General features: G+C 63.4%; 13 protein-coding genes. 11 read left to right on the top strand and 2 right to left on the bottom strand.

Features of this window, described 5'->3' with window-relative positions:
* The first annotated feature begins 2 nt into the window (after positions 1-2).
* The 7 genes from ACFYO1_RS08105 (at position 3) to ACFYO1_RS08135 (ending at position 7181) form a co-directional block, all read left to right on the top strand.
* Positions 3-1358 carry a hypothetical protein gene (locus tag ACFYO1_RS08105; RefSeq protein ID WP_387228307.1) on the top strand — a complete coding sequence of 452 codons (1356 nt, stop codon included), beginning with the start codon at positions 3-5 and terminating at the stop codon, positions 1356-1358.
* Positions 1355-2101 carry a hypothetical protein gene (locus tag ACFYO1_RS08110; protein WP_387228309.1) on the top strand — a complete coding sequence of 249 codons (747 nt, stop codon included), beginning with the start codon at positions 1355-1357 and terminating at the stop codon, positions 2099-2101. Before ACFYO1_RS08105 ends, ACFYO1_RS08110 begins: the two co-directional genes overlap by 4 nt.
* 11 nt (positions 2102-2112) lie before the next feature.
* Positions 2113-2634, top strand: coding sequence for a hypothetical protein (locus tag ACFYO1_RS08115; protein WP_378723096.1), 522 nt, complete (start codon positions 2113-2115; stop codon positions 2632-2634).
* 170 nt (positions 2635-2804) lie between these two features.
* Positions 2805-3518: a hypothetical protein gene (locus tag ACFYO1_RS08120; protein ID WP_387228312.1), complete on the top strand. Its 714-nt coding sequence runs from the start codon at positions 2805-2807 to the stop codon at positions 3516-3518.
* 3 nt (positions 3519-3521) lie between these two features.
* On the top strand, positions 3522-4022 hold the full coding sequence (locus ACFYO1_RS08125; protein WP_387228314.1) for a hypothetical protein: 501 nt from the start codon (positions 3522-3524) through the stop codon (positions 4020-4022).
* Positions 4019-4483, top strand: coding sequence for a hypothetical protein (locus ACFYO1_RS08130; RefSeq protein WP_387228316.1), 465 nt, complete (start codon positions 4019-4021; stop codon positions 4481-4483). Before ACFYO1_RS08125 ends, ACFYO1_RS08130 begins: the two co-directional genes overlap by 4 nt.
* Before the next feature lie 754 nt (positions 4484-5237).
* The gene (locus ACFYO1_RS08135) at positions 5238-7181 is read left to right on the top strand and encodes a GNAT family N-acetyltransferase (protein WP_387228317.1); all 1944 of its coding nucleotides are present in this window, start codon (positions 5238-5240) and stop codon (positions 7179-7181) included.
* Positions 7182-7185: 4 nt separating this feature from the next.
* Here ACFYO1_RS08135 and ACFYO1_RS08140 read toward each other — a convergent pair whose 3' ends face one another.
* Positions 7186-7782, bottom strand: a complete 597-nt coding sequence (locus ACFYO1_RS08140; RefSeq protein ID WP_387228318.1) for a hypothetical protein — start codon at positions 7780-7782, stop codon at positions 7186-7188.
* A 518-nt stretch (positions 7783-8300) separates the two neighbouring features.
* Between ACFYO1_RS08140 and ACFYO1_RS08145 the strand changes: the two genes are divergently transcribed.
* The 4 genes from ACFYO1_RS08145 (at position 8301) to ACFYO1_RS08160 (ending at position 10896) form a co-directional block, all read left to right on the top strand.
* The gene (locus tag ACFYO1_RS08145) at positions 8301-9008 is read left to right on the top strand and encodes a hypothetical protein (RefSeq protein ID WP_387228319.1); all 708 of its coding nucleotides are present in this window, start codon (positions 8301-8303) and stop codon (positions 9006-9008) included.
* Positions 9009-9041: 33 nt separating this feature from the next.
* Positions 9042-9278, top strand: coding sequence for a hypothetical protein (locus ACFYO1_RS08150; protein WP_387228321.1), 237 nt, complete (start codon positions 9042-9044; stop codon positions 9276-9278).
* The gene (locus tag ACFYO1_RS08155; protein ID WP_387228323.1) at positions 9278-9595 is read left to right on the top strand and encodes a hypothetical protein; all 318 of its coding nucleotides are present in this window, start codon (positions 9278-9280) and stop codon (positions 9593-9595) included. The genes ACFYO1_RS08150 and ACFYO1_RS08155 overlap by 1 nt, the downstream gene beginning before the upstream one ends.
* Positions 9596-10086: 491 nt before the next feature.
* Entirely contained in the window at positions 10087-10896 is an 810-nt protein-coding gene (locus ACFYO1_RS08160) for a hypothetical protein (RefSeq protein ID WP_387228325.1), read from the top strand.
* A gap of 260 nt (positions 10897-11156) precedes the next feature.
* On the opposite strand, the gene ACFYO1_RS08165 is transcribed toward ACFYO1_RS08160, so the two are convergent.
* On the bottom strand, positions 11157-11843 hold the full coding sequence (locus ACFYO1_RS08165) for a HEPN domain-containing protein (protein WP_387228327.1): 687 nt from the start codon (positions 11841-11843) through the stop codon (positions 11157-11159).
* Positions 11844-11845: the final 2 nt, after the last annotated feature.

Genomic DNA, 11845 nt, shown 5'->3' on the forward strand with positions numbered 1-11845 from the left:
GCATGTCCGAACGCAGCGTCGAAGACGAATTGGTCAGTGAGGCAAGAACATTCGCGTCCGCGATGTCGGCAACCCTGCGCCGCTATGCCCAGGCCGCGAACTGGCTGGAAAAGCGCAAGATCCGCAAGGAAATCACCCAAGCCTGGCGGGCGCAGATGCGCCAAACCGAACACGACCGCGCCCATCAGCTGAGCTGGACCGCGAACTCGGTCGAGACCTTCCGGGCGCATTCGCTAGCGGTGTCCCGGCGCGCCAACGACCCGAGCGTCGATCACGACCGCCGCTACCGCGACGTCCAGGCACTGGCCCGGCATCGCAACGAGATGGCCGAGCGGGTACTGCGCAACCCACACCTGACTTTGGTGGAGCAGGGTATCGCGCTCGATGGCCTGGACAGCGCAAACGTGTTCCCCGAGTTCGCGAACAAGGGATTGTTCGACCGTGCGCACCGGGTGAAAGGCCGGGAGGCCTTGCGCTACCGCGCGCAGGTCGCGCGAGCCCGCCAAACCGCGGGCATCGAAAGGCCGGCCGTGGAGCCCATGCCCCACGTCGACCGCGCCGAGCAGCTGAGTACCACTGCACGAGCTGATCGCGTTGTGTTCCGAGATCCGGACCGCAGCGGGCAAGGCCCGGGACGCGACGGAAACGAGCAGCACCAGACCCCGGCGGACGCGGCGGACACGGGTCGATTCCGGGCTGTTGTCGGATGGACCGACCGCAACGGGGTCACCTCGACCAGGTCGCAGTCGTTCGGCAGCGAGCTTGACGCGACAGCGTGGATGCGCAGCAACCCGGGCACGATGCTCACCTTCGGCGTGACAGCGCACGCGCAGACCTGGGACAACCGCGACGATCGGGCGCCGCTCTACTCCCACAGCGGCGAACACCGCGCGGTGATGGCGTCGCTGGCCGCACGGGAGAACGCCCTGGCCCGTGAGCATGAGACCGTCCGCAACGACCATCAGCGTGAGGCGGACACAGCGCCGACCCGAGCCGAGTACGACGCACTGAACCGCAAGACCGAAGACCTGTCGACGCGATATCAGCAGGTCGATACGGAGCGGCGCACCGCGGTCGATGACCTGTCGGCGTTGCGTGCCGACCACGCCAAACTGACCACCCGGATCGGTCAACTCACTACTGAACGTGATGCGGCGGTCGCGCTGGCAGGTAAACGGACGCAGGAACGCGACGAGGCCGTCGCGAAAGTCATCGCCATGACCCCGTCCGAACAGCGGATCGGTACCCCCCGAACCGACCGCAGCGGTCCGTTGCTCTCGGTGAAGCGGCCAGCCATGGCCGACGCGCCAGGCAACGGAGCGCACCGTCCCGATATCGGCGGCGGGTTCGACCGATGACACCCGAAGCCGCCGCCGCGCTCGCGGCCAAACTCACCGCTGCGGCCGACAGCCTCACCGACGAACGCGCCGCGGCCAACTACCGCGATAAAGCCGCGGCGCTGCGCCGCAAATACCAGCTCACCGAACCCGCCCCCAGCAGCGAGGATGCGCCACCGAAACCACGCCGGGCGTCGACAGCCAAGGCCCGCAACACTTTCCGCGAAGGGACACCCCGCATGAACGTCAAGACCGCCACGCCGCGCCCTGCCCGCCGGGCCCGGGCCACCGCCAAAACGATGCACGCGGCGATGAACCCGAAGATCAAGCCTGCCTTCGCGGGCAGCGACCCGATCGGCACCGAGGTGTCCGGGTTCGTCATCCGCATCGAGGAGGAGCAGGAAAAGGACTGGGTCACCAAGAAACCCGCGGTCGACCGCCGCACCGGTGCACCGATCATGGTCCCGGTCGTGATCCTGCAAACCGATGGAACCACGCGCCGCGTCGGCCCGGGCCTGCGCAAGCTGTGGATGCGCTCCGGTGTCCGTGACGCGATCCTCGAAGCAGTCCTCGACGCCGGCGCCCGCGAACCCGCCGCAGGAGCGTTCCTGCGGATCACCTTCAGCGGCCTCGGTACCCCGGTCAATGTCAACTTCCGCCCAGCCAAGCTCTTCGACGCCACCTACACCCCGCCGGAGACCGACACCGCTGCGCCGGAATCAGTTGCTACGCAACCGAACACGACAAGCGAGGAGGTGGCTTGATGGATGCATGGGTGACCAGAGATCAGCTGGAACGTGTGGTGTTCTCCCACATCCGAGATGATCACGGCGACAACGCGATGGCGAAGGAGCCGCTGATTTCGCAGTTCACCGGCTACAACTTCGGTGACCGAGAGGTCCCCGTCAACTATCTCCACGCCATCGAGGGCGCTGAGCGCCTCAGCCGGATCGCGCAGGGCATGGTCGATGACTATGCCCGCAAGGCTCGCGGGCAGGGCCGTTCGTGGGCGGAGATCGCCGACGCCTTCGGCATCGACCGCGACGAAGTCTCCGAACCGGCCGTCGCGGCGTTCGAGCGCGTCGCACCGCCGGAACGCTGGACAGAGACCAATGCCTACTGGACGTGCACATCGTGCGAGCAACGCGTCACCGACCGCGGACCCTACGACGCCGATCCCACCGGCAACGAGACCGGACACGGCCAGGACTGCGAGCGACACCAACGCGAAATCAGCGCATACGTGAGCCGATTCGACCGTTCCGACAGCGACCCGGGATGGGAGTTCGAGCGATGAACGCAACACCTACCCGCACGGGTGTCGCGCGCTGGCGTCGCACAGGCGCAGCCCCCAACGCTGTTGCGCCGCAACGTCGCACCGCCCGTCGCACCGGGTCAAATCGCAGTAAGGGTGTTGCATCCGGCGGTGGGAGCGGTGTTGCATGGGCCGGGTTCATTTTCGGTGCCGTGCTCTCGGTCGCGGCGAACTGGCTCCACACCTGGCTGCCCGCCGCCGCGATGCCCGACGGCTGGCATCCCGGTGTTGCACCCCAAATCGGCTCAGCGGTATGGCCGATCGGACTGCTGCTGAGCGTGGAAGTCCTGTCCCGCACACGATGGCGGCGCGGACTGGGCTGGCTGATCGCCCGCTACATCGGTGCTGGCAGCGTCGCTCTGGGATCGGCGATCATCTCCTACGGCCACGTCCACGACGTCCTCACCAACTGGGGATACGGCCAACTCGGCGCCGCGGTCGGACCGATCGTCCTCGACGGACTGATGGTCATCTCCGGGTTCGCACTGCTCTCGGAGTCCATACCTGCCGACACCACCGCAACACCCGCGCCGAGTGCAACACCAGGACGCGACACCACCGCAACCGGCCGCGACACCACCGCGACACCGCCCGACACCCTGCGCGACGGCGCAGAGGACACCGACCGCAACGACCGCATCCGCGCGATGTACCGGCAAGTGAAGTCCACCCGTGAAGTCGGCGAGGCATTCGGACTGCACTACTCGACTGTCTCGCGGATCGTCGCCGAAGCCGACAGCACCGATACCGATCGCAACAGCCGCAACGCAACACGCAACGACCGCGACGGCGCAAGCGACGACGAGCACAACGGGTTCCGGCTGATCGCCGGTGGAACCACCCCAACTACCACGAAGGAGAAGTAGCCCATGCCGGCCCCGGGGCACGACGACACGCCGCACGACGACATCGACCGCAGCCACTACCCCGATGCGGCCGGAGTCGATGAGCGAGCCATGCGCGCCGACTTCGCTCGCATGATCCGGCTCAGCGAAGCCCAATTCCATGCACGCACCGACCACGAGATCGACCAGTTGGCTACCCGCACAAAAGAACTCATGCAACAGTGGACCACCGGGCGAGCCGAGGAAGCGAGCAACTGGCGCTACCTGTCCGACGCCCACTACGACTGGCGACATGCCCCCGGCACGATGCAGCGCATGCTCGACAACATCGAGCACGCCCAGGCCGGCGGATTCGACCCCGGGCTCACCGACGTCGAACTGCGCAGCCAACGCCAAGCACACGACCTGAACCTCAGCCTCGCCGCCGAACGCAGCCAGGGCCGGCCGCCACTAACCCAGGCGGAGTTGGAAAATGAACTTGCCCAGAATATTCGGCCATCGGTCGAGATGGGATTCGACCGATGAGCAGCAACGATGCGGCCGAACCTGTGCGAGCCACCCAGCCCGACCCAGGTAGGGACTGTTCCGGTATCGAGGAGCAGTCCATGCGCGAGGACTTCGCCCGCGTCGAAGAACTGCGGCGAATCGCCTGGCACGCCGAAACCGAGAAGGAAAAGTATCTGCTGTTGGACGAGGCCCGCGAGCTCGAGGCGCGGTGGTTCGACCGCAAGGACGAGCTGGGCGAAGCCTGGCATTACTTGAATTTCGCGTACCACGATTGGCTGTGCGAACCGGAATACATGGCCCGATTGCACGAGCAGATCCGCCGCGACCAGGCCGCCGGCGCGTCCGGACTCACCGATACCGAGTGGCGTAGCCAATGCCAAGCCCAAGACATGCGCGCCGCGGCCATCACCAGACAGGGCCAGGGCCGGCCGCAGCTCGATGTCCACGAGCTGATCGAACGGGAAGGATTCGAGCGATGACGACCTACACCCGCCGAACGCATCCATTGCGGAACGGCCGGGATGCCGTGCACGGCACCGTGCACGACCCCGATCAAGATGTCCCGCACGCAGGGGGCGAGTACCAGCGATGACGCGGATGCGACCCGCGACACCACTCCCAACCCCATCGACAACTCCATAGCACCACCCGTCACGGCCCCGCGAACCCTACGATTCGCGGGGCCGTTTGATGTGCGGAGCGCCCCCGATATCGCCCAAAAGTATGGACTGTTCAGGTATGGACAGCAGTCCATACCTTGCTGTCCATACCCAAAACCCTCCTTGAACTGGGCAAATGGGGTCGGCCCCTGGTCCTGTTCCCGGGGCACACTTCATACACCCTGCGGGCGCATGAAGTGTGCCCCGGGAACAGGACCAGGAACCTAAGTAAGTAGTAGAGGCGAGGAGGGTTTGGGTACGGAAGTAGAAGAGAAAAAGATCAAAAGAGAGTTGGGTGGGTGGCTAGGTGGGGAGCGGAAGTCGCGTTGAGTACGCAGTCGGGTGGGTGGTGAGGTGAGGCGAAGCGGCGGCGGTTGGGTAGACGTGGCCGCAGAGCGGTGATGTCACGGTCAACAATCTGAGATGCCGCGCCGCGTTCAGTTTGGGGTGACCGGCGTGGCTGGAGTGGCTACGAAAACGGGCGGTAATCCCTGTGCGGCATCGCACAGTGCCGACGTATGTTTGGGCTACCTCGATCACAGGCCGGGGATAGTCGCAAGGGGGTGCAGCGGTAGTGAGTCTCAGCGACAAGGGATGGTCGGGCGCGGTCGGCCGCTATCGCGTGATCGGGGCGAGCAGTCGGGAGGATCTGCCCGACTGCATACTCATCGACACCAATGTCGCCATCGATATTGAGCGCTTCTACTTCGGCACGCTCCGGAATTCGGGTCATCGCTCCGACCTGTGTGCCCTGCTCTTGACCTTCCCGTGGCGAGATACCGCCGCGAAAACTGTGGATGTGGAGTACGGTTCCGCGATCTGTGAAGCAGCCTGGCGGCGTGACGGCACATTCAACGCACCGGGGACGCGAGCGCTGCGCCACGCTCTCGACCGCGTTCTGCGAGATTGGACGATCGAGGACACGAAAACCGCCTTCGCCCATCGGTATCCACCGGAACGGCGGGATAAGGCGTGGCGGCGCGGAGTTCCGCTGCCAGACCCGACAATAGAAGCCACCTACCCATTGGGTCTGCTGTTGGGGCCTTACGCCACACTGCTGTACACGTGCTACCTGGACCGCACTCGTAGCCGGTGGCGGTCGCGCGGACAGATGTGGCCGATGCGGCGCTTGGTCTCCTGGTCGAGGGATGAGTTCGGCGCTGTGTGTGGCTACGAGATCACCTTGGCCAGAGATATCTTTCTAGCCGGCGGAGCCCGGACAGACGCAGCCCGAAAGATGTTGAAGATCAGCGGTGGCGAGTCCCCTGACGAGATTGCCGACAAAGCATGGAATGCCGCGTGGGACTTCTACTTCTTACGGCGCGCCGAGCGCCGGTCCTATGCGCTCGACGTCTCCGGGCGTCGCACGAGCATCACACACCTGGTCACCCGTAACGTTGATCCGTGGCTGATCCGCGAGACGTCGAGAATCGCAGCGATCATCGACGCCGGCAGGTACGGAACCATGTCTTTCCTCGCGAGCGATGTCACCGACATCCGCGAGGACTATGCCGACGAACTCGAGGACTTGCTGCATATGGACGGAGAGACCATGTTCGACCGCCATCAGCGCCTTCCCGAAGAAACCGTTGAGCAGGGCCTCGCGGCACTCGAACGGCTGGAAACTGAGATGTGCGTGACAGCGTCGACCGTGGATGCCTACCGCCGCAATCGCGCCAATCTGGACGCCAGGAAAACCAGCAGCGCCCAGGTGAGGGCGCAGTCGTTCAAGCTGATTCCCGGTTGGCGCACCGAGCGAGAGCCGACGACTATCGCCAGTGTCGCGGGCACTGTGACGATCGAGCGAGTGACCGCGAACGATCTTGTCCGCCACTACCTCGATCGTGCAGCAACGTTCGACCTGACTATTACCGACGAGTGGGCTTCTGCCCTTTCTCACGCCAATTTCCGCGGCAGCCTGTCCACGGCTCTTGATCTCGACTATCCCGCCGCCCGAGCACGAATCCTGAACGCGCTCGCCGACGCCGGTCTGATCGGTGTCGTGCACTCACGAACCCTCGTGCTGGTCGCGCGCATCGACAGAACGGTCGTCGGAACGCTCGTTGCAGGGCCGAAACTCCGGCTACTAACTGCGACGGCGGAAGCCGCGGCAGCCATCGACAACACCCATCAGCTACCGCATGCCGACATCCGCGAACCTCTCTGCGCCGTCGCCCTCCGAGTCGCTGCCATGCATCTGGTCGTCGTCGAACCCGAGCACCGGCGCGCAGGAATCGGGACTCTCTTGGTGCGACACGCCATCGACACGCTCCGACGCGCGGGCGTGCACCTTCTCTACGACCAGGTTGACCTTGGCACGCAGCTCGACTCGTTCGTGACAGCTGCCGGATTCACGATGCACGACTCCGGCACTGTCATCGATCTGGAAGAGATGGTCGGTCTGCCGATCGCTCTGGCGGTGCCTGACAACAAGCAGCTGGTCACCTGCGCATTGAGCGACCGCTATCGGGCGAGCCCCATGGACATCGGCAACCGTCCGCTCCTTTGGTATCGATAGCTGCTTACACGCGTACGAGGGACCGAGAAGGGTCGTAGAGGGCTCTGTGCCACTTGACGACCGAACACTCTTCGGACGCAATCGAATCCAGCCCGTGCAGACCACGCCGCTCGATCTCCTCCCGCAGCCCTGGATCATCATTCGTGTCGAATTGGCCTGCGCCGCAGCCGACACAACCTCCCGCAAAACGCTCACCGTGATCGGCCGGGTGCGGTCTCAAGCGGATCGTCGCGGCAATATCGCTGGCGACCCGAGAGCGGTCCAGCAGATGCTTTGCGAGCTTCCACGCGTTATCGGTCGATGTCAGGACTAGCAGCCGGAACTCCGGTGCCGGAAATACCGGATAAACGCCGACAACACGGACGGGCGCGGCGTCGCACGAAACACATGGACGGCGAATCCCGTAGGCGCGCAGCCAAATCGGGCCTTTCACAGCATTGCCTGGAGGTTTGTCGATCTGAATCTCTCCCAACCGCTGATGGGCATGAGCATGGATTCCGGTCCGCCGCGCAATGTCCTCGCAACGGCCACATGTCACCGTCCAGGCACCAGGTTCGCCGCCAAGCTGGCCACGCCCGTCGACAACCGGCACCGAGCACATGGCGCATTTCTTCCCCCAACGCGCTCTTCCATCGGTCCTAGCCATTGTGCTCCCGCCCAGGTCTACCGTTTCAGTATCGCGACCGCGATGATGTCAGTGTCCAGCAAGGCACCGACCAACCTAGGTGTGTCGTCTCACGAGGTTGGTTCCACGTATCGATCGACCGCGCCGAGTGCGTCATCCGCAAGCCGATCCCGGGACAATCCACTCTCTGAGCACGGTCGAGCATGTTCCTCCGGTTGTCCAGAGGCGCGCGGTACGAGGAGTTGGTTCTGGTCGCCAATCTCAGTATCACCGGGGTCGCGAATTCAAGCACCGCTCGATCAGGTGTTCGTGAGTTCGACAGCACCCGGCGCCTCGTAGGGCGATGAAGCGCACACGACGGACAGAACCACGCAACCGGACGCGACAGCTATTGCCGTGCCAGAGGGCCTTACGGGTGCCCAACTCCGCGTGAGGGCCGGTAGGCAGGTCAAATCCATTCTCGGCAGCATCGCCTGCCCGATACGCTTCTCCGCATGTCTACGCTGGGCGAGCAGTTTCGTCGGCAAGTCCGATACTTGGAGACCTCTGCCCGCCTGTTCGATGACGGCGACGAGGACGAAGCCATCCGGCTTGCCGTCACGCTCCGAGTCCTGCTGCACGACACGGCAAAGAGCCACTCGCTGCTCAAGCTGGCGGGATTGAAGTCGGGGATGGAATTTCTGGACACCGCGATCGTCGGCGGCACCGAAATCCACGCGGGCCCCATCGTGCTCCAGATCGAGTATGTGACCGTCGACGGGGAGACAGGCACCCTTCCGTCCGGACAGGACGGATTGGTCGAGGTGGTGCCGGCGCCGGATGGGGGCGGCAGGATCTGTGCCCCTCGCCGGCGGCGCGGCCACGAGACGCTCAAGCCGTTTCAGGAATGGTGGACGACGTGCGTGATCGACACAGCATCAGGTAGCAAGCTGTCGCGGAAGCAACTCGTCTGGCTGATGGCGAACAAGGACGGAGGAGCCCACGTCGACCCGAATGGTCCCGGAGATGTCTACATCGGATTCGTCAAGCGCGGACACGGCCACCTGTACAGCGAGGACCCAAACGCCGTATTCACCGCGCCCGACAGTATGCACCCTTTCGCGGGAAACGCCGCAGCTGAATCTGTGCGCCAAATAGCCTGGGAGGTCTTGGAGACCTTCGACAATGACGCGGCAACGCAAGCATGGCTTGGAATGAACTGACCACCTACCGTGAGCGGCGGTATGCTCGACGGTATGGCCGGTCGGAAAACGTCTGTGAGCTTCGACGACGCAACGTTGGAAATCCTCGCGCGCCGCGCGCGCGAGGAAGGCATGGACCGGTCCGCCTACCTTGCCGAGTTGGTCCGCCGCGACGACCTACGCCGCCGCCTCGCCGTCGACACGGCCACGCTCTCCGCGGCCGGCCACACGCTCGAACGCGCCAGCGCACTCACCGCTGCCCTGATCGCCCAACGCCGCGCCGCCAACTGATGACTCTTCCCCGGTTCGGCGAGGTCTGGAACGCCCCGTCGGGTTCGGTGCTACCCGGCGGAATGCTGTGCCTGATCGTGTCCAGCGACGACTACAACCGCATCCGCCGCCAATACATCATCGTCGAAGTCCTCGCGGAACCATTGACCGGCGACGCGATAATCTGCGACCTCGGACCAGTCGGTATCGCGCTCACCGGCGCACCTTTCACGGTCGGCCCAGGGTGGTTCGCCGGGGCGAACGAGCCCATGGCGATCCTCGACGATCTGACCGCTCGGCGCGCCACAGACCAAATCAAAGCCATCCTCGGCCCGTAAGTCGCGGTGGCCTGGAAACATTCGTGCGATGCCGACAAACCACGAGATCGATCCCGCCTGGCTGGAACGTCAACTCGCCCGGTTCCAGCCAGAGGACATGGTTGAAGCTGTTCGGTTGATGCGGGGATACGACCGCGCAGACCGGCAAGCAGCCAAATGCGTGGAACACGCACACCGAGGCCTCGTCCCAGAAGTGGCCCGTCGCGGGTAGGTGCGCGGTCGTAGACGAACTCGGGAAGTTCGTCGTCGCCACCGTGGCCCATGTAGAACGTCCCAGATCCGCGACACGAACTACTCGGTGGGGACGCCACGCCGGTAGCCGACACCTAAAGCCAGGCAGGCGTAGTTCGACGAAAGATGAACGGGGAGAGATCATCTCAATAATCGCGAATCGCCTACTCTTGCTGTTCAACTCAGTACCCTTGTCGTGCGTCGCATCCCATAGATGGCATGAGCCGAACTCCTAAGCGTGACGCAGAGAGGGCAGCGGTATGCCCAAGAAGTACCCCTACACGCTCCCGCGACATGACGTCGTGTACGACGTCATCATCCCGGTTGAAGAGCTCAAGATTGACGACAAGGCTCAGCGCACCCTGAACACGGCCCGTGCTGTGGGTATTGCAAATAACATGGTGCCGGAGGCAATCGGGACCATCGTCGTTTCCCAACGCGCGAACGGCGATCGCTTCATCGTCGACGGGATGCACCGCTGGCATGCAGCGAAGCTCACTGGCATTCCGACTCTCGTGGCCGAGGTACACCACGACCTCGATCAGCAGGCCGAGGCGGTTCTGTTCCTGATCAAGAATCGCGAATCGAGCAAGCCAAGGCCCCTCGACGAGTACAAGATCGGCTTGACAGCCGGTCTGCCGTTGTTCGTAGACACCGAATCGGCATTGGTGGCCCGCAAGCTCGCCATGGGTTCGTCCGGGACGAACACTGTGGGCGCAGTTGCGGGTGTTCTCCGCATCACCGATCAGTACGGCCCTGGGATACTTGAGCGCACGCTCAAGGTCGCTGAGGATGCTTGGGGGCGAACGAAAGACACCTGGGATGGAATGTTGCTCGGCGGCATCGGGATGTTCCTGGGCAGGCATGGCGACCATATCGATGACGGCGTGCTCGCCGAGAAGCTGGGCAGGAAGGAGCCCGCGTTCCGGTGGCGCGGAAAAATCACTTCGCTCGCGTCCGACGGCGGTACGCAGCACAGCGGCACGGGGTCGAGAGTAAGCACCGCTTATCAGCTCATCCTTGCCGAGTGGAACAAGGGCAAGAAGGAAAAGAACCGCATCGCCGCCTGACCGACACGCCGAAGGCCCGGAAACCGGGCCTTCGGCGTGAGCTGTAGCCCATCTCTAGATATCCGGAGATACCTGCTCAAGCGAGCGTGTGAGTTACCAGGTTGAGGTGACTTCGGCATGGTGATCAGCGAGCGGGTTGACGTATGTGCCGTCAGCGATCGAGACCGCCGGTCCGGCCGCAGTGTGTAGAGAAAATCGAGCGGAGAGCGCAATCTCTAGGTTTTAGAGTGTGCTCCACATTATGCAATCGTATTCGGTTCCTATTTGCGGCATAACGCCACCAGGCGACGATCCCACGCGAGCATCTCTGGCATTAGCTGCTTCACCTCGCGGGAGACATCCCAAACTGCGGTGGCAGTGCGGGGCCTCGTCACACCTGGAGTCCAGATCGCGCAGCTAACTTTGCTGCCCAAAGAAACCGAACTGCGGTGATAGGGCGAAGTCGGCCGCCCATGTGCGGTGTCACCGCGCGACTGTCCGAATGAGTCCATGGCATTCATCCACACACTATCAAAATCAGACTCTACAAATCCTAAAGGGTATAGCAACGCCCTCAAATTGCTCTTCTTCACGCCATTATTCTTATCCACCCTCGCCGTATACCACTTCACTGCGGCAGAAATTCTCTCGGTCTCGCCGGGGCTCCATGCGCTGCTATCATCTCGAGGGAGTGACGCAACTCGTGAATAGAAATGCGCGTTGGCGACGTTTGCCAAAAGCGATACGGAACGGCCACTGAATTTGTATCTATACAGTGCTGAGTAGAGTGAACGCCTGCATAATTCCTCAAAAAAATACTCAAACGCGGCGTGCGCCATTACAAGATATGCGTCGCCACTTCTAAGGTCTGCGTCATCAGGCGAGGCCTTCTGTGGTCTCATGAAAGTAGATGATATTTCGTCTATTGTATTTTTAAGTTCCAAATAGGCGAGCAGGCTGCGGCCCATGC

It is taken from the genome of Nocardia sp. NPDC006044 (assembly GCF_042871115.1).
GTDB lineage: Bacteria > Actinomycetota > Actinomycetes > Mycobacteriales > Mycobacteriaceae > Nocardia.